Below are 25,427 nucleotides of genomic sequence, written 5' to 3'. Positions count from 1 at the left end.
GGGCATCGTGACGAACACAGCGGAAGGCGCCGAGAACTGGACCCTCGATGTGGGGGATGAGGGGATTCACCTGATCCTGTCGGAGCAGGAAGTGGCGGCTTCCGATATAATGGGGGACCGACTGAGCGGGCAGTCTTTGACGCTTTCGATGCTGGCGCCGAGTGCGCCTGTGCCGTCGCAGTTGATCAGTGAGGCCAAGGCCATCATCCTGGAGGTTCAGCCGGACGACGACGCGTCCATGCGGCGGCTGGCGGGGCTCAGGGCGGCCAATCCCTCGCTGTTGGTGGTGGCGGCGGTGCGCAATGCGGAGATTCCGCTGGTGCGGGCCCTGCTGCGGAGCGGGATCAATGATGTGGTGGCGCTGCCGCTGCAGGCCAGCGAACTGACCGCGATCCTTGACCAACTGCGGGCGGAGATTGCGGAGAAGGGCGGACGGGACGTCAAGACCGGGCAGTTGGTGTCGATCATCAAGAGCGTCGGCGGCGTGGGGGCGACGACGATCGCAACGCAAGCGGCCAGCCTGCATGCGCGGATGGTCAAGCAGGTGGGTGAGCGGGTTTGCCTGTTCGACTTCGATATCCAGTTCGGCAATGCGGGCACGTTCCTGAGCATCACATCGCCGCTCACGCTGGCGGACCTGCTGCAGGGCGGCAATCGGGTCGATCGGGAGTTGCTGGGATCGGTTACCGTGGAGACGCCCACGGGGCTGCATGTCGTCACTGCGCCATCGGAGATCATGCCGCTGGAAGCGGTGAATGCGGATCAGGTGTTCCGCGTCATCGAGCAGGCGCAGCGCAACTTCGATACCATTTATCTCGACCTGCCGGGCAACTGGACCAACTGGTCCATGTCGCTGGTGGCGCGATCGGAAGTAATCTTTCTGGTGTGCGAACTGACCATCGCCAGCCTGCGCCAGGCACGGCGGCAGATCGCGCTGCTGCGCGACCAGGGCATCGATCCGGCGCGCATCCATGTGATCGCCAATCGGGTGGAGAAGAAGTTGTTTCGGGCGATCGGGCTGGAGGATGCGGCGGCCGCGCTGGATCATCCAGTGAACCTCAGCATCGCAAACGACTTCCCGCTGGTCAGCTCGGCGCTGGATCAGGGGGTGCTGATTCAGGAACTCAAGGCGCGCAGCCGCATCTGCAAGGACATGGCTGACATCGTCGATTGCACCATGCAGGCGGTCACGGCGCGGCGCCAGGCGGAGAAAAGCTGATGTGGCAGATCCGGAAAGGCGACAGCCGGTTTGGCGATCCTCGCGACGAGGTAGGGCCGACCGAAACCGAGCTGGTCCATTGGGAAGAGGACCGGCACACGGAGCTGAAGGTCGCGCTGCACCAGAAGCTGATCGACCTCATCAACCTGTCCGCGCTGGAAAATATGTCGCGCGCACAGGTGGAAGCGGAAGTGGGCGAGATCGTCCACGAGCAGTTGGCGCTGCAGAAGCATGCGTTGAACCTGGAAGAGCGCAAGCGGCTGGTTTCGGACATATTGGACGAGCTGCTGGGGCTGGGGCCGCTAGAGCCGCTGCTGAAGGACAATAGCGTCACCGATATCTTGGTGAACGGCCACAAGATCGTCTTCGTCGAGCGCAACGGGCGGCTGGTGGAGACGGCGACACGCTTCAAGGATGAGAAGCATCTGCTGCGCATCATCCAGAAGATCGTGGCGGCTGTCGGGCGGCGCGTGGACGAGGCTTCGCCCTTTGTCGATGCGCGTTTGGCGGATGGATCGCGCGTCAATGCGGTGGTGCCGCCGCTGGCGGTCGATGGATCGCTGTTGTCGATCCGCAAGTTCGCCAAGGTGCCGATCAGCATGGCGCGGCTGTCCGAACTGGGCAGCGTGCCGACGCCGATGGCGCAGGTGCTGGCGGCGGTGGTGGCGGCGCGGCGCAACGTGCTGATCTCCGGCGGGACGGGTTCGGGCAAGACGACGCTGCTTAACGCCATGTCGGCGAACATCGATGAGGCCGAGCGGATCGTGACGATCGAGGATTCGGCGGAGCTTCAGTTGCAACAGCGGCATGTAGTGCGGCTGGAAACGCGGCCGCCCAATATTGAGGGCCGGGGCGAGGTTACGCAGCGCGACCTGGTGAAGAACGCGCTGCGTATGCGGCCGGATCGCATCATCGTGGGCGAAGTGCGCGCCGGGGAGGCTTTCGACATGCTCCAGGCGATGAACACCGGCCATGATGGATCGATGACTACGGTTCACGCCAACACGCCGCGCGATGCGCTGTCCCGTGTCGAGCAGATGATCGGCATGAGCGGCATCGACATTTCGCCGCGGTCGGCGCGGGCGCAGATCGCTTCGGCGCTGAATGTGATCGTGCAGGTAGGGCGGCTTTCGGATGGCCGTCGTCGCCTGATGAGTATTTCGGAGATTACCGGTATGGAAGGTGAGGTCATCACCATGCAGGAAATCTTCCGCTTCAAGATGACCGGCCGCGAAGAGAATGGGATGGTGCGCGGCCATTTCGAGGCGACGGGCATCCGGCCCAAATTCATGGGTGAACTGTCGGACCGGGGCATTCACCTGCCCGCCGAACTCTTCCGTCCCGATGCGGTGGTACAATGATCAATCCGCTCTACATCCGCGCTTTCGTCCTGGTCCTGCTGTTCGCGGCGGTTATCCTGACGATCGAGGGCGTTCACAGCTGGTTCCGGGCGCGCGCTGGCAAGGAACGCGTCGTCAACAAGCGGCTGAAGATGATCGCGGCGGGGTTCGAGCGCAGCACGGTGCTGTCCAAGCTGCGGCGCGATGACGAGACGCTGAACTTCAACCATGACAGTATCTTTGGCCGCATGGCGCTGAGCGTGATCCGGGCGCTGCATGGGGCGGGGCTGAGCGTGCCAGCGCGCACGGTGCTGACGCTGATGACGATCGGGACGGGCATGCTTTTCCTGATCGTGATCATCGGCGCGTTGCTGGCCGGCTATGGCATGACGGCGGGAATGATCGTCATGGCGGCGGCCTTTGCAGGATCATTGGGCGTGCTGCTGCCGATCATGGTGCTGAGTCGGTTGAGCCAGCGGCGGCGCAAGAAGATGGAAGAACAGTTTCCGGTGGCGCTGGATACTTTCGTGCGGGGCCTGCGTGCGGGGCATCCGATCGCGGCGGCGCTGGACCTGCTGACCAAGGAAATGAAGGATCCGATCGGCAGCGAATTCGGGATCGTCGTCGATGAAGTGACCTATGGCGCGGACCTGCGCGACGCCTTGCAGCGCATGGCCGAGCGGTGGGACATGAACGAGATGCACATGTTCGTGACGTCCCTGTCGGTGCAGGCGGAGACGGGCGGCAACCTGGCCGAAATCCTTGAAAATCTGTCGCTGGTCATCCGCGAGCGGGCGAGCCTGTTCATGAAGGTGCGAGCGCTGAGTTCGGAAGGGCGGATGACGGCGGTAATGCTGACGGCGCTGCCTATCCTGGCCTTCGTCGCGCTGTTCCTGCTCAATCCCGCCTTTTACCTGGATATCGCGCAGGACCCGATGTTCATCTTCGGATTTTCCGGGCTTATCATTCTCTACATCATCGGCTTCGTCACGATACGCCGCATGGTTGACCTGAAAGTGTGACCTGATGCTCGACCTCGCCCTTATCTCGCAGCTTCGGCCGGTGTTGCTGATCCTGCTGTTCGTCGCGATCGTGGCGATCGTCTATGGTGTATCGGAGGCGATGGCGCGCACGTCCAGGGTGCGCAGCCGCCTCGACGTGGTCAGCGAAGCAGGGAGCGCGGTGCAGGGCGGCGGGCAGAGCCTGCGCAATGAGCGGAATAACGGCGAGTGGAAGAAGCTCGTTGATCGGATCGAAAAGCTGGGCATTTCGCTGGCCGATACGCAGAATGACAGCTTGCGAAAGCGGCTGATTGCGGCGGGTTATTCCTCGCCCGAGGCGCCTAAGGTCTTTACCTTTATCCGCATGGTGCTGACGCTGGCCTTGCCTGCTGTGCTGGTGCTGATGTCGCTCAACAAGCCCGAGCCGCCGAGTCCGGTGAAGCTCTATTTCATGGCTACCGCGGTCGCGGTGCTTGGGCTGTATTTGCCTAATCTCTTCATCTCCGCCAAGGCGGCGCGGCGGCAGGAGGCGATCGTTCATGGCTTTCCCGATGCGCTGGACCTGATGCTGGTTTGCGTCGAGGCGGGTCTTGGCCTGGAAGCCGCGATGGACCGGGTGGGGCGCGAGCTTGCCATATCGCATCCTCTGGTGTCGCAGACGCTGGGTAAAGTGGTGCTGGAACTGCGCGCGGGGCGCAGCCGGGCCGACGCGCTGCGGCGGATGGCGGACGATGTGGACGTGGACGAGATCCGGTCGTTTGCGACGCTGTTGATCCAGTCGGACCAGCTGGGGTCGAGCGTGGGTCAGACGCTGCGCGTCTATGCGGCGGAAATGCGGGAGAAGCGGCGGATGCGCGCCGAGGAGAAGGCGCACCGGCTGCCGGTGCTGCTGTCGGTGCCGCTGGTCGCATGCATGCTGCCAGTGATGATCGGGGTACTGATGCTGCCTGCGGTGGTCCGTGTGGTGCGGGACATACTGCCGGTGATGACAAGGTAGCGGATTGCAAGGGGGGACAGGGCATGAAGAGACGGGCATTGGCGATAGCGCTCATCTTCACGAGCGCGGCATGCAGTTCGGCGAACCGGGACGTCGCAATCCGATCCGTGAACAGTGAGGCGGTGGGCGTGGCCGGGCAGGATGCCCTGGCGCGCGGCGACTTGCTGTTTTCGCGGGGGGAGCATGCGCTGGCGCTGGACGCGTACCGGTGGGCGATGCGACAGGACCCGGCCGATCCCCATGCGCTGAACGGCGTGGCGATCAGTTATGCGGCAATGGGGCGGCATGACCTGGCGCGCGACTATTTCGAGCTGGCTCTGGCGCGCGCGCCGGGAGATGTACGTATCCACCGTAACTTCGCGCGGAGCCTGATGGCGCAGGGGATGAAGGCGGAGGCGAACGCTCTGCTGGCCGAGATTGGGCAGGGCGCTGCGCCGGGTACGGCGCGCCGTCCGACGCTGGCGCAGCTTGCGACGGGCGGAGCGGAAGTTCTCGCCTCCGCGCCTGCGCAGGCCGCTGGCCTGGAACTGGAGCGGATGTCGATGGGCGAGGTGCGGTTGCGCACACTGGCTGTCAGTGGGCCGCGCCCTGCACTGCCGGGCCGCATGACGTCACAACTGAATACCGCGATCGTGACGGTCGCCGACGCCAGCGCGGCAGCGCCTGCTATTTCTCTGGCGCGTGAGTTGAAGGCGCCGATCGCCACGCTTTCTGCCATATCCGATGCGGCGCCGATGAAGCCGGCGGCGGCGATTGGTTGTGATGTGTCGACCACCAGCTCTGACGCCAATCCGGCGCAGGCTTGCGCGACCATGGCGGGCGCGACGGAAAATGACAGCCTATTTGAAAAGCTGTGGAAGTGGAGCGGAGGCAGGGGATGAGCGTCCTGCTGCTACTGGCGGTCGCTACGGCTTCGCCGATTGCGGAAGATCCTGCCCCTAAACCCGCGCTGGATTATGGCCGCCTGATCGACGACGCTGTCGACGGGGGGCGGATAATCCAGGCCGAAGCCATGCTGGCCCAGTGGCGCGCCGGTGCGCAGGCGCAGGAGAGTGCGGCAATTGACGTCGCGGTCGCGCGCATGGCGCTCGCCAAGGGGGAGAATGCAGAGGCGGAAACCCGCTTTGCGGCCATGAACCAAGCCGGATCGAAGGATTGCCGCGTCGATGAAGGGCTGGGCATCGCGCGTCTGCGGCTTGGGCGCGCGGAGCAGGCGTCGGACGCGCTGCGCCGCGCCGTTGATCGCTGCGCCGGCCGCTGGCGGGCGTGGAACGCGCTGGGAGTGGCCTATGATGCGGAAAAAGCATGGGCGCTGAGTGCGGCGGCTTATGAAAAAGCGTTTCAGCTGACGGACAAGCCGGTGCAGGTCCTCAACAATTACGGTCTGTCGCTGATGGCGCAGGGGCAGGCGGACAGGGCGGTCGCCATATTCGGCAAGGCGTTGGAGATGGCGCCCGATGACGCGCACATCATCACCCATGAGGACGCGGCGCAGATCATGGCTGGACGCGACATAGAACGCCGCCCCGCCGATAATGCCGATCGCTGGGCGAAGCGGCTTGGCAACGCAGGCCAGGTGGCGCTGCGCATGGGGGACGCAGTCAAGGCGCGCGCCTATCTGAGCCGAGCCGTGACGGAATCGGAAAGCTTTCAGCCGGAAGCCGCCGCCGCCCTCGCCACGCTGGGAGCCCAGCCGTGATAAAGGACCTTATTTTGCTGGCGGTTTGCCTGGTCCTTCTGGCGGCTGCGATTGAGGATATCGCCAAGCTGCGCATCTCCAACATCTTCCCCCTGCTTGTCATGGCCTTGTTCGTGCCCTGGGTTGCCGTGACCGGGTGGGAAAATGATATTTGGCAGAATGGTACGCTGTTCCTCGCCGTCTTTGCCATGGGGTCGGCGCTGTTTGCGATGCAATGGATGGGCGGTGGGGACGTCAAGCTGATGGCGGCCTGCGCCCTATGGTTCGATTGGGCGGCAGCGCTGCCCTGGTTCGTCTATGTGACGGTGGGGGGTGGCGTGCTGGCGCTGCTGTTGATGGTCGGGCGGCGGATGGTTCCGCGTGCGGTGCGGGATGGCTCCTCCCTTGCGATCTTCGCGGCGAAGGGGCCGATTCCCTATGGTGTAGCGATCGCGCTCGGCACCGTGATGGCGCTCTATATGGCTGGCCCCAACCCGAGCGGCGTCGCGCACCTGCCGACATATGTGATGGGGCTGGAGTAAGGGATAGGGGAGAGGAAGCGGCAATCACCCCCTTTTCAAAGGGAGGTGATTGACCGCTTCCGAAGGTTTCAAGCTCCCTGAACCCGGTGCGGGTGACGGCGTGGGCGCGTAAGACCATGCCTCTGTCAGCCACGGGCGCGTGAACGAAAAACGCTCTCCATCGCCATGCGAGAGGGAGCTTGAGCGTATCAGCTAGTTGGAATCAGGCGCGGGCCAGAAGTCCTTCGACCAAGCCCTCGAACAGGCGGCGGCCGTCGGTCTTGCCGTGGGCGGCTTCGATCACGCGCTCGGGGTGGGGCATCATGCCGAGCACATTGCCGGCTTCGTTGAGGATGCCCGCAATGTTGCGCGCCGAACCGTTGACGCTTTCGCCGTAACGCAGCGCCACGCGACCTTCGCCTTCGAGGCGGTCGAGCGTCTCCGGATCGGCGAAATAATTGCCGTCATGATGCGCGACCGGGAAAATCACCGACTCGCCTGCGCCATAGCGGCTGGTGAAGGCGCTTTGGGCATTTTCCACCGTCAGGGACACGTCGCGGCAGACAAAGTGGCCGCCTGCATTGCGCAGCAGGGCGCCGGGGAGCAGCCCGCTTTCGGTCAGCACCTGAAAACCATTGCAGATGCCCAGCACATAGGCGCCGCGATCCGCTGCCTTCGCCACGGCCTGCATGACGGGCGAGCGGGCCGCCATCGCGCCGGAGCGCAGATAATCGCCATAGGAAAAGCCGCCTGGAACGCCGATCAGGTCGATGTCGTCGGGCAGTTCAGTTTCGCGATGCCAGATCATGGCCGGCTTCGAACCGCTTACCGCCTCGAAAGCCGTGGCGAGGTCGCGGTCGCAATTGCTGCCGGGGAAGACGATGACAGCGCTCTTCATGGCTCAGGCCACCTTTTCGATGCGGTAGTTTTCGATCACCGTGTTGGCGAGCAGCTTGCGGCACATGGCGTCGATATCTTCGTCGCTGGTGCCGTCCGCCAGGTCCAGCTCGATGAGCTTGCCCGCGCGCACGTCGTTCACGCCCGAAAAGCCCAGACCTTCGAGTGCGTGGTGGATCGCCTTACCCTGCGGGTCGAGAACCCCGCCCTTGAGGGTGACGAAGATGCGGGCTTTCATGAGGCCAAAAACTCCGTGGATTGCTATGGCGCACCCCCTAGTCCCCTGCGCCGCGCCAAGCAAGGCATTATCCCTTTATTAGCGAGTGGTCCGCTATTGTCGTGGCACTGGATGAAGGGTTTTCGAGATGGCTGGTCTTGCGCTGGCGATGTTTGTCGGGCTTTTCGCCTTCGGGCAGCAGGTTGTCGGCTATGACGATCCGCATGGCCGCGTTCAATTGGCGCTGCTCGCTACCTTCACCTTCGGCGTGCTGATCGGATATCGCGCGAACGCCTGAACGGGCCAGAAAGTCATTCGCTTGAACCGCTTCCTGCTCTAGGGGCAGGCCATGAGCGGAGAATATCTCTATTATACATGCGCGATTGTCGCAGTGATCCTTTCTGGTCTCGCCAAGGGCGGGTTTGCAGGTGTTGGCGCGCTGGCGATGCCGATCATGGCGCTGGGCATCGATCCGGTGCGGGCGGCTGCGATCATGCTGCCGATATTGATCCTGCAGGATGCGGTCAGCGTCTGGTCGTTCCGGCATAGCTGGGACGGGCATATCCTTAAAGTGATGCTGCCGGGCATGGCCGTGGGCGTGGGGCTCGGTTACCTCTTCGCCGCGCAAGTGCCGGAGTCGGTGGTGCTGGGAGCCCTTGGCCTTATTTCAACGGTGTTCGGCGCGCAGAGGCTGTGGGTGGAGAGGGGCGGGGCGATCGTGCTGCCGTCCACTTCGCCTGACTGGATCGGGACGCTGCTGGGCGTGGCGAGCGGCTTCACCAGCCAGATCGCCCATGCAGGCGCGCCGCCATTTCAGATGTGGGTGCTGCCCAAGCGGCTGGCGCGGGATGTGCTGATCGGCACAAGTGCAATCGCCTTTGCCGTGATGAACTGGATCAAGGTGCCCGCCTATGCAGCGCTGGGGCAGTTTACGCGCGCCAATCTGATGGCGACTGCTATGTTGGCGCCGATCGCGATCGCGGCGACCTTTGCCGGTGTCGTGCTGGTGAAGCGGGTTGACCCGGCGCGCTTTTACACGCTGATCTACGTGTTGATGGTGCTGCTGGGCATCAAGCTGATGGCCGACGCGGTGATGGGGTAAATTCCCTCCACGGCCTACGCCGGTCCTCCTCCCCATCACGGATGGGGAGGATTTTGGGAGGTGCTGATCAGTCCTTGCTGCGCTTCTTGCGATGGGTGTCGAGGTCCAGCACGGTCGTGTCCACGCCTTCGGGCATGAGGCCCAGGCGGCGGGCGACTTCCTGATAGGCTTCGACTTCGCCGCCCAGGTCGCGGCGGAAGCGGTCCTTGTCCAGCTTTTCGCCAGTGTTCATGTCCCACAGGCGGCAGCCGTCGGGGCTGATTTCGTCGGCCAGGATGACGCGGCTATAGTCGCCGTCCCACAAGCGGCCGAACTCCAGCTTGAAATCGATCAGGCGGATGCCGATGGCCGCGAACAGGCCGCACATGAAGTCGTTGATGCGGATCGCCATGTCGGCGATGTCGTGCATCTCTTCCTGCGTGGCCCAGCCGAAGCAGGCGATATGCTCTTCGGAGACCAGCGGGTCGCCCAGCGCATCGTCCTTGTAGCAATATTCGATGAGGGTGCGGGGCAGCTGCGTGCCTTCCTCGATCCCCAGCTTCTTGCTGAGCGAACCGGCGGCGACGTTGCGGACCACGACCTCGATCGGCACGATCTCGACCTGGCGCACCAGCTGTTCGCGCATGTTGAGGCGGCGGATGAAGTGGGTGGGTACGCCGATCTGGCCGAGCAGTGTGAAGATATGCTCGGAAATACGGTTGTTGAGCACGCCCTTGCCGGAAATCGTGCCCTTTTTCTGCGCGTTGAAGGCGGTCGCGTCATCCTTGAAATATTGGATGATCGTGCCGGGCTCCGGGCCTTCGTAAAGGATCTTTGCCTTGCCTTCGTAGATCTGGCGGCGTCGAGCCATGCGCGTTCCTGTCTTCCCAAGAAAGAATGTGCCCCGGCAAACGCGAATCGAAAAAGGATCAGCGGGTGCCGGGGCTGCTAGGGGTCGGCCCATAGACCAAAGAGCGCGGGGGTGCAATTAGCGCGCTGAATTCGCGTCCTACAGAACGTCGCCGAACATGAACCACACGAGGGCAATCCAGGCGACAAGGCCGATGAGCCCCAGAATGACACCGGATCGCGACCGGATCGCATGGGCCAAACCGCTGCCTTCGCTCCATTCGTCTGCGTCGTTGCTCATGGGCGGCAGTGTAGCGGGCGAGCCTGGAGAGGGAAGCGCTATTCGGCCGCTTCGATCTGCGGTTTCTTTTCTTCATCCTCGCGCTGGACGGCCATCAGGCGCTCTGTGAAGCATTGCCGCCACCAGCTTATGTCCTGTTCCTCGACGCATTTCATCATCGATTGCCAGCGGCGCTGCCGTTCCTCCAGCGGCATCGCCAGCGCGCGGGTGATGGAATCGGACATTTCCTCCGGGCTGTAGGGGTTGATGAGCAGCGCGTCCTTGAGCTGCGTCGCCGCCCCTGCAAAGCGGGAGAGAATGAGGACGCCGGGGTCCTCAGGATCCTGCGCCGCGACATATTCCTTGGCAACGAGGTTCATGCCGTCGCGGAGGGGAGTGACAAGGCCGATCTGAGCAGCGCGGTAAATACCGGCTAGCTTGTCGCGGGGATAGCCCTGGTTGACGTAGCGCACCGGGCTCCAGTCCACATCGCTATATTCGCCGTTGATGCGGCCGGCGAGCGCGTCGAGCGTGGCGCGGATATGCTGATAGCTTTCCACTTCGCCCCGGGATGGCGGCGCGATCTGGGTCAGGACGACGTTGCGATGATGTTCGGGATGATCCTTGAGGAAGCGGGCATAGCCGTTGAAGCGTTCTTCCAACCCCTTGCTATAGTCCAGCCGATCTACGCCGACGATCAGGGCGCGGTGCTGTAGCGAGCGGCGGACCTGTTCGAACATGGTTTTAGCGGATTCGCTGACTGCGGCCCTGGAAAATTCCTGCGCGTTGATGCCGATCGGACAGGCGATCGCCTGAATCGTGCGGCCGTTGAGGGTGACGAAGTCGCCATTGACCGTGCCGCCCATTTCCCGCTCCACATAATGGCGGAAGGATTCCAGCCATTCTTCGGTGTGGAAGCCCACGACATCATAGGCGAAGAGCGTCTGCACCAGCTTCGTATGATGCGGCAGCGAGACGAGCAGGCGCGTCGGCGGCCAGGGGATGTGCAGGAAGAAGCCCATCCGGTTATTAAGGCCCTTGTCCCGCAACATCTGGCCGAGCGGGATCATGTGATAGTCATGAACCCAGATGATGTCTTCGGGCTCGATGAGGGGGCTGGCGGTGTCGGCGAAGCGCTGGTTTACCCGGTTATAGCCGCCTTCGAAATCGCGGGCATATTCGGCCAGATCGATGCGGAAGTGGAAGAGCGGCCAGAGCGTCTTGTTGGCATAGCCGTTATAATATTCATCGACGTCCTGCTCCTCCAGATCGATGGTGGCGGTCTTGACGCCCTCATCTTCGGAAAAGCCGATATGGCCGGTGAAATTCTCGGTGATCTCCCCTGACCAGCCTACCCAGATGCCCCGGCTTTCGCGAAGAGCCTGGGCGAGAGCCACAGCGAGGCCGCCCTGATTGCCGGACTTGTTGGGCCTACTGACCCGGTTGGAAATGACAATCAGCCGGCTCATCGCATCACGCTCCAGGGTTTGCTCAGCAGAACGGCGCAATTGATGATGCCGACCAATGAGTAGGTTTGGGGATAGTTCCCCCACAATTCTCCGGTCACTGGGTCGATGTCCTCAGACAGCAGCCCGGCCGCGGTGCGGCGGGACAGCATCTCTTCGAACAGCAGCCGGGCCTCCTCCGTACGGCCGGTGCGGTGCAGGGCTTCGATCAGCCAGAAAGTGCAGACGTTAAAAGCGGTTACGGGCTCGCCGAAATCGTCGGGCGCGCTGTATCGGAGCATGTTGTTGCCCCGGCGCAGGTCCTGCTCCAGCGCCTTCAATGTGCCGACGAACATCGGATTGTCGGCGGTCAGAAAGCGCAGGTCGAGCAGCTGGAGCAGCGAGGCGTCGCGGGCGTCATCCTCGAAGTTGGCGGAGATGGCATTGCTGTTGGTGCGCCAAGCTGATTGCAGGATGCGCGCCTTCATGATTTCGGCCCGCTCGCGCCAGTGAACCTCCCGCTCCGGCAGGTCGAGCGCGGCGGCGGCGTGGGCCAGGCGGTCGCAGGCGGCCCAGCACATGACGGCGCTGTAGCTGTGCACATGAGCGCGGGTGCGCAGTTCCCAAAGGCCAGCGTCCGGCTGGTCATAGACGGCCCATGCCCGCTCGCCGACCGCCTCAAGCGACTCGAAATCCGACATGCCGGCCATGCGCAGCAGCCGTTGGTCGATGAAGCCCTGGACAGAGGACAGGACGATCTGGCCATAGGCGTCGTGCTGGATCTGCGAATAGGCGGCATTGCCGACCCGCACCGGACCCATGCCGCGATAACCGGGCAGATTTTCCGCCTCCCGCTCTTCAAGCGTGGCGTTGCCGCGCACGTCATAGAGCGGCTGGATATGGCCGCCCTTCGCCCCATCGACGATGTTGCGCAGATAGACGAGGTAGCTTTCCAACACGTCGAGCGCGCCCAAGCGATTGAGCGCCTCGACCGTGTAATAGGCGTCGCGAATCCAGCAGTAGCGATAGTCCCAGTTGCGCCCGGAATTGGCATGTTCGGGGATGCTGGTCGTCAGCGCCGCGACGATGGCGCCGGTTTCCTCATGCTGGCAGAGCTTGAGCGTGATGGCGGAGCGGATGACAGCTTCCTGCCACTCCGCAGGAATGGCAAGGCCACGCACCCAGACCTGCCATTCATGGATGGTGTCGTCCAGCATCCGTTCGACGGCCGGGCGGAGGGCGTCAGAGAAGCTTTCGTCCGGTCCCAGGAAGAAGTGCATGTCATGTTCCAGCCGGAACCAGCTTTCCTGGCTGATGAGGCCGATCGGCGCATTGGTGGACATGCGCATCGCCATGTAGGACAGGACGAGGCGGACATGGTTCGAGCCATAGCTGATCGGCACATTTTCCGAATGCCAGGAGGTTGTCGGGCGGAGCCGTACCCGGACGCGCGGGCTGCCTGCGACAGGACGGACGATGCGGCAGAAGGCGACCGGGCGGTACATGCGTCCCAGATGCCGGTGGCGGGGACAGAAGTCGTAAAGCTCGATCGCATTGCCATGATCGTCGCTCTGCCGCGTGACCAGGATCGGCGTGTTGCGAATATAATGCTGTTCGACGGAGACGCAATTTTCCAGCTCGATCGCCCAGAAACCATGCGCGTCAGGTGCATCCCAAGCCTTATCGTCCAGCAGGGCCGAAAAGACGGGATCGCCGTCCACGCGGGGCACACAGGCCCATATCATCCGTCCGGCGCGGTCGATCAGTGCCGATGCCTGACAATTGCCGATGGGCCAAAGATCGAGGTTGCGCTCGTTCCCGGCGTAGCTCGTTTGACTGTGCCTGACTATGGCTCTGCCCCCTTGGTTCACTCGAACATGGGGGCGCAGGCCGTAACTCAGCCCGGCCTAACGACCCCCTTCAGGAGATAATGCCTGACGGCGGCAACCTGTTCCAAAGAGAATGCGGCCAGCGTTTCTCTGGGCGGGCCGACCAGAATGCCAGCACCGCCCAGTTTGGCGGCCGCGGCGAAGCCTTCCTCATCTGTCACATCGTCGCCGATGAACACGGGCCGTCCACCCGCCATGGGTTGGCGCTCCATAAGGATATGCACCGCGCTACCCTTGTCGGCGCCGCCCGGGCGCAGTTCAAAGAGCATCTTGCCCGGCTGAAGGGCGAGGCCGAGCCTTTCGGCGAGTTCGCTTGCCAGTTCGCCCGCCATCGCGCCCCATTGAGGAGCGCCGCGGAAGTGGAGGCCGACGCTGATCGACTTGCGTTCGACCAGCAAGCCCGGCTTGTCTTCGGCGAAGGCATGGAAGGCGGCTTCGGCATCGTCCACCGCCGGGCGGCGAGGGGGCGCTTCGACCTCTTCACCCGGGCTGGCGAATTCCAGGCCATGGGTGCCGGCCAGCAGGAAGCCCGCAAAACCAAGGTCGCGCAAGGTAGCGATCGAGCGGCCGCTGACGATGGCCAGCCGTCCATCCAGGGCGTCGCGCAACTCGCCGAGCAGCGACAGCAGATCATTGTCCACCACGACGCCGTCGGGCGTGTCGGCGATCGGCGCCAAGGTGCCGTCGAAGTCAAGGAACAGGGATGCCCCGGTCAGCAGTGATGCGGGTGGCGGGGGCAGGTCGGGCAGGGGGGCGGGGCTGGATTCGGACACGCGCGCAAAGTGGCGCGGAAAGCCGAATGTGCAAGCCCGGAAAAGGGGCGGGACGATTTTTTCCGTCCGCGCTCATCCTCCTAAACTCCGTTTCCGTTTTTCGGCGGCGCTGCTATTCCGATCATGATGACCGATTTTCGCGACCCGTTCGACGCTATCAAGGATCACCCGTTCGACGACGCGCTGTCAGAGCGCTATCTCGTCTATGCCCTTTCCACCATTACGGCGCGATCGTTGCCCGATCTGCGCGATGGGTTGAAGCCGGTGCACCGGCGGCTGCTGTGGGCGATGCGGCTTTTGCGGATGGAGCCGGCGGGCGCTTCGCCCGATGTGCTGGTGGCCAATCCTGCGCGTAACACCACAGGATATAAGAAATGCGCCCGCGTCGTCGGCGACGTCATCGGTAAATATCACCCGCATGGCGATACATCGGTTTATGACGCGATGGTGCGGTTGGCGCAGGATTTCTCGTTGCGCACGCCTTTGGTCGACGGGCAGGGCAATTTCGGCAATATCGACGGCGATAATGCGGCGGCCATGCGCTATACCGAGGCGCGGCTGACGCAGGCGGCGGCCGACCTGATGGCGGGGCTGGACGAGGGCACCGTCGATTTCCGCCCGACCTATAATGGCGAGGATGAAGAGCCGGAGGTTTTCCCCGGCCTTTTCCCAAATTTGCTGGCCAATGGTGCGAGCGGCATCGCGGTCGGCATGGCGACCAGCATTCCGCCGCATAATGTCGCCGAGTTGATCGATGCCGCGAATCTGCTGATCGAAAATCCCGAAGCCGAACATGCCGAGCTGATGCAGATCGTGCGCGGGCCGGATTTTCCGACCGGCGGGGTGTTGGTGGACAGCGCCTCCATCATTTCAGAGGCTTATGCGACGGGGCGCGGATCATTTCGCACCCGCGCGCGCTGGCACAAGGAAGATGGCGGGCGTGGCACCTGGGTCGCGGTGGTCACGCAGATTCCGTTCCAGGTCCAGAAGTCGAAGCTGATCGAACAGATCGCGGCGCTGATCAACGACAAGAAATTGCCGATCCTGGCCGATGTCCGGGACGAGAGCGACGCGGACATCCGCATCGTCATCGAACCGCGCGCGAGGACGGTCGATCCGGACGTCCTCATGGACAGCCTGTTTCGGCTGACGGACCTGGAAAACCGCTTTCCGCTGAACCTCAACGTGCTGGACGCCACGCGGACGCCGCGGGTTCTGGGGCTGAAGCCGGTCTTGGTCGAGTGGCTGAAGCATCAGATCGATGTGCTGGTCCGGCGCGCAAGGCACCGGCTGGACAAGATCGCGGCGCGGATGGAGCTGCTGGACGGCTATATCATCGCCTATCTCAACCTCGACCGGGTGATCGAGATCATCCGCACGGAGGACGAGCCCAAGCCGGTGATGATGGAGGAATTTCAGCTCAACGACCGGCAGGCCGAAGCGATCCTGAATATGCGGCTGCGCTCCTTGCGCAAGCTGGAGGAAATGGAACTGCGGCGGGAACATGCGGAGCTGGTGAAAGAACGCGATGAGCTGACGAAGCTGGTCGAGAGCCCGGCGAGGCAGCGCACGCGGTTGAAGAAAGACTTGGCTGAGTTGCGTAAGCGCTATTCGCCGGAAAGCGAGATCGGCAGGCGGCGCACTTTGGTCGAGGAGGCGGCACCGGCTCGGGAAATCCCGCTGGAGGCGATGATCGAGCGTGAGCCGATCACCGTCATCCTGTCGGAACGGGGCTGGATTCGCGCGATGAGTGGCCACCGGGATCTGGCGGCGGCGGATACGCTGAAGTTCAAGGAAGGCGATGGACCCAAGATCGCCTTCCATGCGCAGACGACCGACAAGCTGCTGCTGGCGACGTCGAGCGGGCGGATCTTCACGCTGGGCGCGGATAAGCTGCCCGGCGGACGCGGCTTTGGCGATCCGGTGCGGTCGCTGGTCGATATGGACGATCAGGGCGATATTGTGACGCTGTTCCCCGCGAAGACGGGTAGCGAACTGTTGCTGGCGGCGTCCGATGGCCGCGGCTTTGTGGCTGCGGTGGCGGATGTGATCGCGGAGACGCGCAAGGGCAAGCAGGTGGTGAATGTGCGGCCGGGCGCACGCCTCACCGTGGTGCGCATGATCGCGGCGGAGGCGGACAGCGTCGCCGTGGTGGGTGAAAACCGCAAGCTGTTGGTCTTCCCGCTTGTTGAAATGCCGCGCATGTCGCGGGGGCAGGGCGTCCAGATGCAGCGCTATCGCGATGGCGGGCTGTCCGACGTTGTGGCGTTCCGGATGAGCGACGGCCTCAGCTGGGCGATGGGCGGCGACAGTGGTCGGACGCGGACAGAGGCGGATATGACGCCCTGGCGTGTTGCCCGCGGAGCAGCCGGGCGGATGCCGCCGGTAGGCTTCCCGCGCGACAATCGTTTTTGAACGATCGCGTAACAATCCTCATATCTGGTTGAAAATAGGGACGTCGTTTCCCAAAAATTTACCACTGGCGCTTAGTGCGGAGGTATGAAGTCCGCTCCTGTGCGTATTCGGCCAAGCCAAAGGCCGAAAGACGACCTCCTTGCGAGGTTCGCACGCACGCATCTGCGCTGCCTAGCGGAAATGGAGCACTGGCTGGAGGCAATGCCTCAGGCTGCAGCGATGTTGTGTCAAAAAAACAGTGACTTATCGCTCGTTGCTGTGAACGAATCTTTCTACCACACCTTCCTGTCATCCTTCGATCCGGAGGATGAGCCGCCCTATTATGATGATTGGCGCAAGCGGATCATTGAAATGGCCCTTTCGGGCAAAAGCTCCTCCTTCTTCGAGCTTCGCCGGGATGGGCCGCTGGGGCCTGAATATTTCTGCTGCACGGCAGGCTTGCTGCCATCGCCGGAGGAAGGTGCGAACCTGATCCTCTTCACGGCGCTCGATCGAACGAGCGACCGGGTGACGGAGAAGAATCTGCGGCGTGAGCTGCTTTCGGACGGTTTGACCGCCTTGCCCAATCGCACGGGTTTTGGCGAAGAAATTGACGACCGCCTGCATAATGCGCCTTGGCCCGAAAATGCGCAGTTCGGCATCATCGCAATCGACCTTAGCCGGTTCAGCCGAGTCAATGAGTCGCTGGGGCCATTGGCGGGAGATGAATTGCTCATCACCGTTGCAAAGCGTCTGAAGTCGAACCTGCGGCAGGGCGATGTGCTGGCCCGTATCGGCGGCAATGACTTCGCGATTTTTGCACGCTTAAACAACGGCTTGTCTGATTGTCTTCATATTGTTCAGAGAGTTAGGGATTCCCTGAACTCGCCGATTCGGTTGAGCGATCTGCAGATTCGAGTCGATTGCGCCATCGGCTGCGCCCTTTCAGCGAGCCTGGAAGACGATCCGGATGATGTCGTGCGCAAAGCGCAGGCGGCGGTAAAAATCGCCAAGCGCAGCGGCAAGGTCGAAATCTACCGCAATGGCGTCCTGAAGGAAGCGCAGCGGCGCTTTTCCATTGAGAGCCGACTGCGCACGGCGCTGTCGCAAGGCGATTTGACGCTGGCTTATCAACCGCTGATCCATCTGCAGACTGGTGAGATTACCGGGTTCGAGGCACTGGCACGCTGGAATGACCCGGAACTGGGGCATGTATCGCCCGTCGAGTTTATAGCGGTAGCGGAGGAAAGCGGCCTTATCACCCAGTTGGGCCGCTGGGCTGCCTATGAGGCGGCGCAGGCGCTCAGCCGCTGGGACAGCAAGTTCGGCCAGCCGCTTCCCGTGGGCGTCAATGTCAACCTGTCGCCGATCCAGATGGCGCGCGATGATGTGGCCTCAATGTTCGAGGAAGCGCTGCGCTATTCGGGCATTTCGGGCAACCGGCTGACCGCCGAACTCACCGAGAGCGCCATCATCGTCGATCCGGACAAGGCGCGCAAACTGCTGGTGGCGCTCAAGGATCTGCACATGCCGATCGCGATGGACGATTTCGGCACTGGCTATTCCAACCTTGCAAGCCTGCACAGCTTGCCGATCGACATATTGAAGATCGATCGCAGTTTCGTATCGGGCATGTTGGAAGACAAGGACAAGCAGGCGATCGTGCGCACGATCCTGTCGCTCGCCGAATCGCTGAACCTGCATGTCACGGCCGAAGGGGTGGAGACGCAGGAACTGGCCCATGCGTTGCAGTCCATGGGCTGTGGCAATGGGCAGGGCTTCTATTTCGCGCGGCCCATGCCGGAAGCGGACGCCTTCGACTATTGGCGCGCGCGCTGGAATTTCGAGACGGTCTGATCCGCGATCTGGCCGACCCGGTCTGCGTCCGGAAAGCCTTCCTCCACCCATAGTCGCTGCACTTCGCCCAACGCCTTGGCCACATCCGGTCCGGGCGGCAGTCCGCGCGCGATAAGGGCGCCGCCGCCAATGGGGAGTTGCGGCGGGGTCCAGCCTTCCAGCGGCTGGAGGCTTTCGACAGGGGCAGTGGGATCAAGGAGGATACGATCCACCGCGCTCTCGACGCCAATATGGAAGGCGAGTGCCTGAGGCGAGGAACTGGCGCCATCGGCGTCCAGCGCAACGGTCAGGCGCTTGCGGGCCTTGTTCGACAATTTAAGCCGCGCGCCCACCAGGTCGGCGGCGCGGGGGTCGGGCGGGAGTAAGGCGGCGAGGCGGCGGAGCGGGGCAGGTGGCACCCCGGCTGCAGCTTCGCGCGCGATCAGCTGTTCGACACGAGACAGCCCATCCGCATCAATCTCTGGCAGAACTGGAGCGAATATCCCGCCTCTAACCATCAGGCGGAGGGACAGGATCGGCGAGGGCAGCGCGAGCAGCTTGAGCAATTCGTCGGCGATACGCTCGCGCGACAGGGCCATCAGGCTGTTGGCGGCGGCGCGGCAGGCTGCATAGGCTTCGTCATCCGGCACATCCCGGCCGAAGCGGGCAAGGAAACGGAAATAGCGCAGGATGCGGAGATGATCTTCCGCAATGCGCGCAGTGGCGCTGCCGATGAAGCGGACGCGGCCGGCCTCCAAATCATCGACGCCGCCGAAATAGTCCGTCACTTCATGGGTGATCGGGTCCGCATAGAGGGCGTTGATCGTGAAGTCGCGGCGGGCGGCATCTTCTCGCCAGTCTGCGGTATAAGCGATGGTGGCCCGGCGGCCATCCGTGCTGACGTCCCGTCGCAGGGTGGTTATTTCCACTGGCCAGCCGGCGAGGACGGCCGTGATGGTGCCATGATCGATGCCGGTGGGCACCGCCTTGATACCGGCGGCTTTCAAGCGATCGACGACATCCTGCGGCTCCAGCACGGTGGCGATGTCGAGGTCGCTGACGGGGAGGCCGAGCAGACCGTCACGCACCGCGCCGCCGACATAACGGGCAAGTCCCTTTTCCGCCTCCAGCGCAGTCAGCAGACCGTCCAGCCCCGACCGATGACGCCAGTCAGCGTCAGGCAAGAAGGCGGTCATGGCTCAGTCTCCGGGAAAGATTTGCGAGGATCGCGGCGGTGATGCCCCAGATCCGGCGGTCATTCCACATGATTTCATAATAATGCCGCTCAAGTCCCTGAAACTCAACGGCATGTTGAACTCGATTCGCCGGGTCCAAAGCGTAGGAAAGCGGCAGTTCGAACCAGTCGGCAACTTCGTCGGCCTGGGGTGTCATGGGCAGGTCGGGAGGAATGACGCCCAGCACCGGCACAACGTCGAAACCGGTGAAGGTGTGGTAGCGATCGGATGTGCCGATGATATCGACCATGTGCGGAGGCAGGCCGATTTCCTCCTCCGCCTCACGCAGGGCTCCGGCGATTTCGTCGGCGTCGCTGGCATCGACACGGCCGCCGGGAAAAGCGATCTGGCCGGCATGTTTGCGTAAGGACGCGGCGCGTTCAGTGAGGATGAGGCCCGGCTCCGGTCGGTCGGTAATGGCGACCAGCACCGCCGCTGGAGCAAGGACAATCTCCCCATCTATACGTGGGTCGCGGGTGTCCGACAGCATGAGGCCGACTTCGCGCGCATGGCCCTCGGTCAAAGCGATGCGCAGCCGCTCCGCCAGCGTCATGCTGATCCGTCCAGCGCGAAAAAGGCGCCGTTGCTCCACAGGCCGATCGGATCGCTGCCTTCATCTAGGGCGATGTTCATAAGTTCATAATAGACGCTGCGGTTGACGAGCGCGTCAAGGCCGCCGCGAACATGCAGATAGGGATGGGGTCCGTGGGGCGTTTCGCGGATGGAAAGCGGATGATCCGGGCCTGCCGGCACAAGGTCGCCGCTGTTAAGACGAAACGCGAGGGCGCGGTCGCGTCCATCGCCCTCGCTCTTCACTTCGACGGCAAGGAAGGGTGCGTCCTCTACTTCAATCGAGAGTTTTTCCACTGGGGTTACAAGGATATAAGATCCGTCCTTTTCACGCCTGAGGATCGTTGAAAAAAGGCGCACCATGGCTTCGCGGCCGATGGGCGAACCCTGATGATACCATGTGCCGTTGCGAGCGATGCGCATTTCGCTGTCGCCGCAATGATCGGGATTCCACTGTTCGACCGGCGGCAGCCGCTTCTCCGCCAGCAAATGAGCGACTTCGGTCAGCGATAGGCTGGCAAGATCAGGCGGCGGGTCCATGGGCATGGCGTCGAGATAGGATCGCCAGCGGCTGATGGCAAAAGGGAATTTAGACGGGCGCGGTGATTCGCGGGCTCAGCATCCCCTCGCCACCGATCACTCCGCCATCGACGGACAAGGCCAGCAGTCGGCGCGCCTCATAGGGGCCGGGGCATGTCCAGCCGCCGGTCGCCTCTGCGGAAAAGCCCCAGAAGCGGCCATAATATTCGGGGTCGCCAATCATCATCAGCGGCTCGCTGCGATGGGCGCGGGCGGCGGTGACTACCGCGTCCATCATCGCCCGGCCGTGGCCGGTGCCTTGTAACGCGGGGGACACGGCGACAGGGCCGACCATGATGAGCGGGGTTTGCGTGCCGTCCCGGTGGGTCAGGGCGACGGGCCAGCTTTGCAGCGATCCCACAAGCTCGCCATGTTCATCGACCACGCCAAAGGATAGTTCGGGCAGCCAGGGCATGCCGTCCCGGATCAGATAGGCCGTGCGGCCGTGCCGGTCGGAGCCGAACGCCGCGTCGAGCAGCCGTTCGATCGCCTCTTCCGCCACGATGTTGAGGGGCACGATATGAGACACGTCTTGCCGATCCGCCGTCAATGGCGCATGGACCGCGCCGGGAGCGGCGGGCTTAACGCCTGCTTCGCAAAATAAAAGTCTATTCTGGCCATCGCCAGCAGCAGGAAAGCCATGAACAGCGGATTTGACGATTTTCTGACGCTGGAGGTCAATCATCTGGACGTCGATGTCCTGACCGGCATCTATTCGGAAGAAACGCACCTACCGCAACCGCTGCGTATATCTATCCGGGCGCGGTTGAAGGTTGCGGACCATTATGCGCTCGACACGCCGCTGTCGCGCTCGAAAAATTATATGGACCTGAAGCATGCCGCGACGGCGGCGTTGCCGGAAGGCCAGCATTTCACCCTGATCGAAGCGGTTGCCGACCATATTATCGAGACGATCTTCCTGCAGGACGACAAGGTGCTGCATGTCGAAGTGAAGATCATCAAGCTGGCGCTGAGCGAGAAGGGCGAGGAGATCGGGATCACGCTGGGGCGCTGGCGGCGCTAAGCTGCCGCCTCACTGTTTGATCAGGCCGATCTCCCGGAGGCGCTCGGTCAGATAGTCATGCGCGGTGATCGGTGGATCGCGCCGGGGATGTGCAGCGTCCACGCATTGCGGCAGCGCATCGATCAGGAAATCCGGGCGCAGGTGCAAGAAGAAGGGCATGGAGTAGCGCGCCACGGAGCGGCGCTCCGGCGGCGGATTGACGACACGGTGGCTGGTCGAGCGTAGGCGGTGGTTGGTGAGCCGCTGGAGCATGTCGCCGACATTGATGGCCAGCGCGCCAGGAGGCGGCACGACCGGGAGCCAATTGCCCTGCCTGTCCTGGAGTTCAAGGCCGCCCTCTTCCGCGCCGAGCAGCAGAGTGATGAGGTTGATATCCTCATGCGCGCCCGCGCGGATGCCGGGGGCGCGGACCGAGACTGGCGGATAATGGAGCAGCCGCAGGATTGAATTCCCGTTCCTTATGGCATCGTCAAACCAGCTTTCAGGCAGTCCCAGATGCAGGGCGATGGCGGAAAGGATGCGGGCGCCGACACGATCGAATTCCGCATAAAGACGGGTGAATACGGTGTGAAATTCCCGGATTTCCGAAGGCCAGATATTGGGCGGCATGGTTGCGGCCAGAGGATCATCCGCAGGAAGGTCGCGGCCGACATGCCAGAATTCCTTGAGGTCATTCTCCGTCGCGCCCTTCGCGATTTCCCGTCCGAACGCCGTGTAGCCGCGTTGCCCGCCACTGGCCGTCGCGTCGTAGCGCTGCTTCTGCTCCTCAGTCAGCGCGAAAAAGGCGCGGGCGAGCGTCCAGCCCTCATCGATCAGGGCGGCGTCCATGCCGTGATCCTTCACCATGGCGAAACCGAAATGCTGGAAGGAGTGGCCGATTGCGGAGGCGAAATCCTCCTTTGGCATGTTTGTCAGCGACAACAACGGAATCTGGTCCGACGGAGCTTCCGGCAAGTTTCAGATGTCCTTCTGGCAAATGGCGTTCCCCATCCTTGATCGGCTCCCGCGGCTGATGCAAGGAGGCGGCCATGAATTACTGGCTGATGAAATCGGAACCTGATGCTTTTTCCTACGACGACCTCGTCGAAAAGGGGAAGGCGGAGTGGGACGGCGTACGCAATCATGCCGCGCAGCTGAACATGAAAGCGATGCGGAAGGGGGACCTTTCCATCTTCTACCACAGCAATATCGGTGTCGAGGCGGTCGGCATCATGGAGATTGTCGAGGAAGCCGCGCCCGATAGCACGGATGAGACCGGCAAGTGGATCGCCGTGCATGTCGCACCGAAGGAAAAGCTCGCCAAACCGGTGACTCTGAAGGCGATGAAGGCGGATCCGGCGCTGGCGGACATGGTGATGCTGCGGCAGTCGCGCCTGTCCGTATCTCCGCTGACGGAAGCGCAGTTCCGGCACATCGTCGGGATGTCCGAAGCCTGACGAGCCACTGATTGCGCAAAGCGCAACTGTCCAGCCGCTTTTTGCGATTGTCGCGCAGATGCACGCCTGCAAAACTGCGATCAACAGAACAAGAAGATCCAGAGGTGTTTGATCGGCATTCACAAGGAGCACACCCATGCGAATGCTGTCTAAGATTGTACTCACCGGCGCTTTCGGCGCTGCCATCGCCGCCATTGCCCCCGCCCATGCGGAAGAAGGCAAGCAGCGCTTCACCCATGAAGGCTACACCTACGTGTACGAGGTGAAGGACACCAAGACCGGCAAGCTGATTTCCGGCCGCCGTTATCCTGATGCCGTCGCGTTCAACCTCGCCGTCAAGAATGGCAAGGTTTCGGGCGTATCGGGCGGCCAGTCGGTCGCCTTCAAGGTCGAAGAGGCCCGCGGCGCTTCCACGAAGTAAGGCTTCAGTTCTGCTGAACGATAAAAGGGCGGCTCCCCAGGGGAAGCCGCCCTTTTTCATGGCCAAAGCTTAACGGCAGCGACGCTTGCTATCGATTTCCTTGCCCAGCAGCGCGCCGCCAGCAGCGCCCAGGATCGTGCCGGTTGCTCGGTCGCCACGCGTGTCGATCGCGCGGCCGACCAACGCACCGCCTACGCCGCCGATGATGAGGCCCGTGGTACCGTTGGACTTGCGGCAATACATACGACCGTCACGGCCGCGCCATTCGCGATAGCGGTAATGCTCGCGAGCGCTGACCCCGTCGGTGGGGATTGCCATGGAAACCGGAAGGGCCATCGAAAGGGCCGACAGAGTGATAATGGCTTTACGCATAAAAATTCTCCTCCGAAACAATGATTTGGCTGTTGAACCCGCCAATATTGGAGGAGGTTGCATGAACCTCCGGCAACAGCCTAAGCCGTTGAAAATAAACTAACAAAAATTGAGGGTGAGCGATGAGTGACCATGGCGGTGATGCTGCAGCAGCCCTGATAGAGGCGCTCAATCTTGCGCCACATCCCGAGGGCGGATGGTATCGGGAAACCTGGAGAGCGGCGGCGCGGCAAGGGGAACGCGCTGCGGGCACAGCCATCTACTTCCTGCTGGAAGCGCATCAGCATTCGCACTGGCACCAAGTGGATGCAGACGAACATTGGTTCTGGCACGGTGGATCGCCGCTGCTCCTTTCGATTGCCGCCGAAAGCGGGGCTGCCGAGAAGGTGACATTGGGCATCGACATCATGAGCGGGCAACAGCCCCAGGCGCTCGTCCCGGCAGGTTACTGGCAAGCGGCCAAGCCTTTGGGCGGGTGGGCGCTGGTCAGCTGCACTGTCATCCCCGGCTTTGAGTTTTCCGGTTTCAGGCTGGCGCCGCCCGGCTGGTCGCCCGGAGAATCGCCCACGGCGCTAGGCAAGTGAAAAATTTGCCATCTATGGACATGTTAAAGCCAATCGACTGCGTGCGCCGGGCTCGCTAAGGGGATTCGCAATGACATGTTCCAGGTCGCCCTTCGCTCATGCATGACAAGCCCAACCGTGGCCGGGCGGTCGCTTTGCCCAATGGTGAATTCCGTACTCGCGCGACGGAATATCTGGATTTCCTGGCCGCTTGGGTGAAAAAGCCGCGCCAGACGGCGTCGGTCGTGCCCAGCAGTCGCTATCTGGCCCGGCTGATGGTGAGCCATATCGATCCAGCAGATGGGCGCGTCATGGAATTGGGCGGGGGCACCGGCGTTTTCACGCGCGCCATTTTGCAGACAGGCCTTCCGCCGGAAAAGCTGGAGGTGGTGGAGATCAATCCGGCCTTTGCGCGGGGGCTTCGGCGGCATTTCCCACATGTGTCGGTGCTGGAAACTCCGGCACAGATCGTTTCGACCGTCGCCGCGGGGGAGCCCGGCCAATATCAGACGGTGATAAGCGGCCTGCCCCTGCTGGCGATGGACCGTCATATGCATGCCGATATCCTGTCCGAAGCATTTCGCATGTTGCGGCCGGGCGGGAGCTTCATTCAGTTTACCTACTCGACCAGGCCGCCGGTCAGCCGCGACGTGCTGCACGCGCTGGACATCGATGTGACGCGCGTGGGCCAGACCGTCCGCAATTTTCCGCCAGCCACGGTTTTCCGCTTTCATCGATCAGGTGAATAGCCCGGTTGCGCCCCAGCGGCGCGACCCTATCTTGGCGTCAAGATAAAGGGGGCATCTGCGC

Annotated in this window: 29 protein-coding genes; 16 read left to right on the top strand and 13 right to left on the bottom strand. The window is 62.8% G+C overall.

Annotation, left to right across the window (positions count from 1 at the left end):
* The first annotated feature begins 7 nt into the window (after positions 1–7).
* From ACZ5Y5_RS06070 to ACZ5Y5_RS06040, 7 genes are read left to right on the top strand one after another with little or no spacing between them, the layout of a single operon-like run.
* On the top strand, positions 8–1,219 hold the full coding sequence (locus ACZ5Y5_RS06070; RefSeq protein ID WP_464810278.1) for an AAA family ATPase: 1,212 nt from the start codon (positions 8–10) through the stop codon (positions 1,217–1,219).
* The gene (locus ACZ5Y5_RS06065) at positions 1,219–2,580 is read left to right on the top strand and encodes a CpaF family protein (RefSeq protein ID WP_464810277.1); all 1,362 of its coding nucleotides are present in this window, start codon (positions 1,219–1,221) and stop codon (positions 2,578–2,580) included. The genes ACZ5Y5_RS06070 and ACZ5Y5_RS06065 overlap by 1 nt, the downstream gene beginning before the upstream one ends.
* Positions 2,577–3,581, top strand: coding sequence for a type II secretion system F family protein (locus tag ACZ5Y5_RS06060; RefSeq protein ID WP_464810276.1), 1,005 nt, complete (start codon positions 2,577–2,579; stop codon positions 3,579–3,581). Before ACZ5Y5_RS06065 ends, ACZ5Y5_RS06060 begins: the two co-directional genes overlap by 4 nt.
* Before the next feature lie 4 nt (positions 3,582–3,585).
* Positions 3,586–4,557 carry a type II secretion system F family protein gene (locus ACZ5Y5_RS06055; protein WP_464810275.1) on the top strand — a complete coding sequence of 324 codons (972 nt, stop codon included), beginning with the start codon at positions 3,586–3,588 and terminating at the stop codon, positions 4,555–4,557.
* A 23-nt stretch (positions 4,558–4,580) separates the two neighbouring features.
* Entirely contained in the window at positions 4,581–5,438 is an 858-nt protein-coding gene (locus tag ACZ5Y5_RS06050) for a tetratricopeptide repeat protein (RefSeq protein ID WP_464810274.1), read from the top strand.
* Positions 5,435–6,256, top strand: coding sequence for a tetratricopeptide repeat protein (locus ACZ5Y5_RS06045; RefSeq protein WP_464810273.1), 822 nt, complete (start codon positions 5,435–5,437; stop codon positions 6,254–6,256). Before ACZ5Y5_RS06050 ends, ACZ5Y5_RS06045 begins: the two co-directional genes overlap by 4 nt.
* On the top strand, positions 6,253–6,777 hold the full coding sequence (locus ACZ5Y5_RS06040; protein WP_464810272.1) for an A24 family peptidase: 525 nt from the start codon (positions 6,253–6,255) through the stop codon (positions 6,775–6,777). The genes ACZ5Y5_RS06045 and ACZ5Y5_RS06040 overlap by 4 nt, the downstream gene beginning before the upstream one ends.
* A gap of 202 nt (positions 6,778–6,979) precedes the next feature.
* On the opposite strand, the gene purQ is transcribed toward ACZ5Y5_RS06040, so the two are convergent.
* Positions 6,980–7,654, bottom strand: coding sequence for a phosphoribosylformylglycinamidine synthase subunit PurQ (purQ, locus tag ACZ5Y5_RS06035; protein ID WP_464810271.1), 675 nt, complete (start codon positions 7,652–7,654; stop codon positions 6,980–6,982).
* 3 nt (positions 7,655–7,657) lie between these two features.
* Positions 7,658–7,891, bottom strand: coding sequence for a phosphoribosylformylglycinamidine synthase subunit PurS (gene purS, locus ACZ5Y5_RS06030; protein ID WP_464810270.1), 234 nt, complete (start codon positions 7,889–7,891; stop codon positions 7,658–7,660).
* Positions 7,892–8,018: 127 nt separating this feature from the next.
* Here purS and ACZ5Y5_RS06025 point away from each other — a divergent pair, with 127 nt between their 5' ends.
* Positions 8,019–8,168 (top strand): hypothetical protein, encoded by a 150-nt coding sequence (locus ACZ5Y5_RS06025; protein WP_464810269.1) that lies wholly within the window; start codon positions 8,019–8,021, stop codon positions 8,166–8,168.
* Positions 8,169–8,219: 51 nt separating this feature from the next.
* A complete protein-coding gene (locus tag ACZ5Y5_RS06020) occupies positions 8,220–8,972 on the top strand; it encodes a sulfite exporter TauE/SafE family protein (protein ID WP_464810268.1) in 753 nt (250 codons plus the stop codon).
* A gap of 67 nt (positions 8,973–9,039) precedes the next feature.
* Here the strand turns inward: ACZ5Y5_RS06020 and purC are convergent, their stop codons facing one another.
* The 5 genes from purC to otsB form a co-directional block, all read right to left on the bottom strand.
* On the bottom strand, positions 9,040–9,822 hold the full coding sequence (gene purC / locus ACZ5Y5_RS06015; RefSeq protein ID WP_464810267.1) for a phosphoribosylaminoimidazolesuccinocarboxamide synthase: 783 nt from the start codon (positions 9,820–9,822) through the stop codon (positions 9,040–9,042).
* 138 nt (positions 9,823–9,960) lie between these two features.
* The gene (locus ACZ5Y5_RS06010; protein WP_464810266.1) at positions 9,961–10,101 is read right to left on the bottom strand and encodes a hypothetical protein; all 141 of its coding nucleotides are present in this window, start codon (positions 10,099–10,101) and stop codon (positions 9,961–9,963) included.
* Positions 10,102–10,139: 38 nt separating this feature from the next.
* A complete protein-coding gene (gene otsA / locus ACZ5Y5_RS06005) occupies positions 10,140–11,549 on the bottom strand; it encodes an alpha,alpha-trehalose-phosphate synthase (UDP-forming) (RefSeq protein WP_464810265.1) in 1,410 nt (469 codons plus the stop codon).
* Positions 11,546–13,315 carry a glycoside hydrolase family 15 protein gene (locus ACZ5Y5_RS06000; protein WP_464810480.1) on the bottom strand — a complete coding sequence of 590 codons (1,770 nt, stop codon included), beginning with the start codon at positions 13,313–13,315 and terminating at the stop codon, positions 11,546–11,548. The genes otsA and ACZ5Y5_RS06000 overlap by 4 nt, the downstream gene beginning before the upstream one ends.
* Positions 13,316–13,422: 107 nt before the next feature.
* Positions 13,423–14,187: a trehalose-phosphatase gene (gene otsB / locus ACZ5Y5_RS05995; RefSeq protein WP_464810264.1), complete on the bottom strand. Its 765-nt coding sequence runs from the start codon at positions 14,185–14,187 to the stop codon at positions 13,423–13,425.
* A gap of 126 nt (positions 14,188–14,313) precedes the next feature.
* Between otsB and parC the strand changes: the two genes are divergently transcribed.
* A complete protein-coding gene (gene parC / locus ACZ5Y5_RS05990) occupies positions 14,314–16,602 on the top strand; it encodes a DNA topoisomerase IV subunit A (RefSeq protein ID WP_464810263.1) in 2,289 nt (762 codons plus the stop codon).
* 180 nt (positions 16,603–16,782) lie between these two features.
* The gene (locus ACZ5Y5_RS05985) at positions 16,783–18,438 is read left to right on the top strand and encodes a putative bifunctional diguanylate cyclase/phosphodiesterase (RefSeq protein ID WP_464810262.1); all 1,656 of its coding nucleotides are present in this window, start codon (positions 16,783–16,785) and stop codon (positions 18,436–18,438) included.
* On the opposite strand, the gene ACZ5Y5_RS05980 is transcribed toward ACZ5Y5_RS05985, so the two are convergent.
* Genes ACZ5Y5_RS05980 through ACZ5Y5_RS05965 form a run of 4 tightly spaced genes read right to left on the bottom strand, consistent with a single transcriptional unit; the run spans position 18,402 to position 21,330 of the window.
* Positions 18,402–19,613, bottom strand: a complete 1,212-nt coding sequence (locus tag ACZ5Y5_RS05980) for a CCA tRNA nucleotidyltransferase (protein ID WP_464810261.1) — start codon at positions 19,611–19,613, stop codon at positions 18,402–18,404. The two genes, ACZ5Y5_RS05985 and ACZ5Y5_RS05980, sit on opposite strands and share 37 nt — an antisense overlap.
* A complete protein-coding gene (locus ACZ5Y5_RS05975; RefSeq protein WP_464810260.1) occupies positions 19,594–20,205 on the bottom strand; it encodes a CoA pyrophosphatase in 612 nt (203 codons plus the stop codon). The genes ACZ5Y5_RS05980 and ACZ5Y5_RS05975 overlap by 20 nt, the downstream gene beginning before the upstream one ends.
* Entirely contained in the window at positions 20,202–20,768 is a 567-nt protein-coding gene (locus tag ACZ5Y5_RS05970; protein ID WP_464810259.1) for a DUF1285 domain-containing protein, read from the bottom strand. The genes ACZ5Y5_RS05975 and ACZ5Y5_RS05970 overlap by 4 nt, the downstream gene beginning before the upstream one ends.
* Positions 20,769–20,811: 43 nt before the next feature.
* A complete protein-coding gene (locus tag ACZ5Y5_RS05965; protein WP_464810258.1) occupies positions 20,812–21,330 on the bottom strand; it encodes a GNAT family N-acetyltransferase in 519 nt (172 codons plus the stop codon).
* A gap of 111 nt (positions 21,331–21,441) precedes the next feature.
* Between ACZ5Y5_RS05965 and ACZ5Y5_RS05960 the strand changes: the two genes are divergently transcribed.
* Complete coding sequence (locus ACZ5Y5_RS05960) at positions 21,442–21,825, top strand: dihydroneopterin aldolase (RefSeq protein WP_464810257.1); 384 nt, start codon at positions 21,442–21,444, stop codon at positions 21,823–21,825.
* A gap of 9 nt (positions 21,826–21,834) precedes the next feature.
* Here the strand turns inward: ACZ5Y5_RS05960 and ACZ5Y5_RS05955 are convergent, their stop codons facing one another.
* Positions 21,835–22,779, bottom strand: coding sequence for an isopenicillin N synthase family dioxygenase (locus ACZ5Y5_RS05955; RefSeq protein ID WP_464810256.1), 945 nt, complete (start codon positions 22,777–22,779; stop codon positions 21,835–21,837).
* A gap of 74 nt (positions 22,780–22,853) precedes the next feature.
* Between ACZ5Y5_RS05955 and ACZ5Y5_RS05950 the strand changes: the two genes are divergently transcribed.
* Positions 22,854–23,261: an EVE domain-containing protein gene (locus tag ACZ5Y5_RS05950; RefSeq protein WP_464810255.1), complete on the top strand. Its 408-nt coding sequence runs from the start codon at positions 22,854–22,856 to the stop codon at positions 23,259–23,261.
* A 136-nt stretch (positions 23,262–23,397) separates the two neighbouring features.
* Positions 23,398–23,682, top strand: a complete 285-nt coding sequence (locus tag ACZ5Y5_RS05945; RefSeq protein ID WP_464810254.1) for a hypothetical protein — start codon at positions 23,398–23,400, stop codon at positions 23,680–23,682.
* A gap of 69 nt (positions 23,683–23,751) precedes the next feature.
* Here the strand turns inward: ACZ5Y5_RS05945 and ACZ5Y5_RS05940 are convergent, their stop codons facing one another.
* Positions 23,752–24,054: a glycine zipper 2TM domain-containing protein gene (locus ACZ5Y5_RS05940; protein WP_464810253.1), complete on the bottom strand. Its 303-nt coding sequence runs from the start codon at positions 24,052–24,054 to the stop codon at positions 23,752–23,754.
* A 122-nt stretch (positions 24,055–24,176) separates the two neighbouring features.
* Between ACZ5Y5_RS05940 and ACZ5Y5_RS05935 the strand changes: the two genes are divergently transcribed.
* Positions 24,177–24,638, top strand: a complete 462-nt coding sequence (locus ACZ5Y5_RS05935; RefSeq protein WP_464810252.1) for a cupin domain-containing protein — start codon at positions 24,177–24,179, stop codon at positions 24,636–24,638.
* Positions 24,639–24,736: 98 nt separating this feature from the next.
* A complete protein-coding gene (locus ACZ5Y5_RS05930) occupies positions 24,737–25,366 on the top strand; it encodes a class I SAM-dependent methyltransferase (RefSeq protein WP_464810251.1) in 630 nt (209 codons plus the stop codon).
* Positions 25,367–25,427: the final 61 nt, after the last annotated feature.

Source organism: Sphingobium sp. TomTYG65, assembly GCF_055395525.1.
The sequence above is the reverse complement of the archived record's forward strand: the minus strand, read 5'-3'. Positions and strand labels throughout refer to the sequence as shown.

Bases quoted from the DNA above. Each gene is read 5' to 3' on its own strand.
- ACZ5Y5_RS06065 (WP_464810277.1), top strand. From the start codon at position 1,219: ATGTGGCAGATCCGGAAAGGCGACAGCCGGTTTGGCGATCCTCGCGAC.
- ACZ5Y5_RS06025 (WP_464810269.1), top strand. From the start codon at position 8,019: ATGGCTGGTCTTGCGCTGGCGATGTTTGTCGGGCTTTTCGCCTTCGGG.
- purS (WP_464810270.1), bottom strand. From the start codon at position 7,891: ATGAAAGCCCGCATCTTCGTCACCCTCAAGGGCGGGGTTCTCGACCCG.
- ACZ5Y5_RS05930 (WP_464810251.1), top strand. From the start codon at position 24,737: ATGCATGACAAGCCCAACCGTGGCCGGGCGGTCGCTTTGCCCAATGGT.
- ACZ5Y5_RS05950 (WP_464810255.1), top strand. From the start codon at position 22,854: ATGAATTACTGGCTGATGAAATCGGAACCTGATGCTTTTTCCTACGAC.
- ACZ5Y5_RS05970 (WP_464810259.1), bottom strand. From the start codon at position 20,768: ATGCCCATGGACCCGCCGCCTGATCTTGCCAGCCTATCGCTGACCGAA.
- ACZ5Y5_RS06010 (WP_464810266.1), bottom strand. From the start codon at position 10,101: ATGAGCAACGACGCAGACGAATGGAGCGAAGGCAGCGGTTTGGCCCAT.
- ACZ5Y5_RS05940 (WP_464810253.1), bottom strand. From the start codon at position 24,054: ATGCGTAAAGCCATTATCACTCTGTCGGCCCTTTCGATGGCCCTTCCG.
- parC (WP_464810263.1), top strand. From the start codon at position 14,314: ATGACCGATTTTCGCGACCCGTTCGACGCTATCAAGGATCACCCGTTC.
- ACZ5Y5_RS05975 (WP_464810260.1), bottom strand. From the start codon at position 20,205: ATGACGCTGGCGGAGCGGCTGCGCATCGCTTTGACCGAGGGCCATGCG.
- ACZ5Y5_RS05945 (WP_464810254.1), top strand. From the start codon at position 23,398: ATGCGAATGCTGTCTAAGATTGTACTCACCGGCGCTTTCGGCGCTGCC.
- ACZ5Y5_RS05980 (WP_464810261.1), bottom strand. From the start codon at position 19,613: ATGACCGCCTTCTTGCCTGACGCTGACTGGCGTCATCGGTCGGGGCTG.
- ACZ5Y5_RS05935 (WP_464810252.1), top strand. From the start codon at position 24,177: ATGAGTGACCATGGCGGTGATGCTGCAGCAGCCCTGATAGAGGCGCTC.
- ACZ5Y5_RS06055 (WP_464810275.1), top strand. From the start codon at position 3,586: ATGCTCGACCTCGCCCTTATCTCGCAGCTTCGGCCGGTGTTGCTGATC.
- otsA (WP_464810265.1), bottom strand. From the start codon at position 11,549: ATGAGCCGGCTGATTGTCATTTCCAACCGGGTCAGTAGGCCCAACAAG.
- ACZ5Y5_RS05985 (WP_464810262.1), top strand. From the start codon at position 16,783: ATGGAGCACTGGCTGGAGGCAATGCCTCAGGCTGCAGCGATGTTGTGT.
- ACZ5Y5_RS06045 (WP_464810273.1), top strand. From the start codon at position 5,435: ATGAGCGTCCTGCTGCTACTGGCGGTCGCTACGGCTTCGCCGATTGCG.
- ACZ5Y5_RS05960 (WP_464810257.1), top strand. From the start codon at position 21,442: ATGAACAGCGGATTTGACGATTTTCTGACGCTGGAGGTCAATCATCTG.
- ACZ5Y5_RS06020 (WP_464810268.1), top strand. From the start codon at position 8,220: ATGAGCGGAGAATATCTCTATTATACATGCGCGATTGTCGCAGTGATC.
- ACZ5Y5_RS06060 (WP_464810276.1), top strand. From the start codon at position 2,577: ATGATCAATCCGCTCTACATCCGCGCTTTCGTCCTGGTCCTGCTGTTC.
- purQ (WP_464810271.1), bottom strand. From the start codon at position 7,654: ATGAAGAGCGCTGTCATCGTCTTCCCCGGCAGCAATTGCGACCGCGAC.
- ACZ5Y5_RS06050 (WP_464810274.1), top strand. From the start codon at position 4,581: ATGAAGAGACGGGCATTGGCGATAGCGCTCATCTTCACGAGCGCGGCA.
- purC (WP_464810267.1), bottom strand. From the start codon at position 9,822: ATGGCTCGACGCCGCCAGATCTACGAAGGCAAGGCAAAGATCCTTTAC.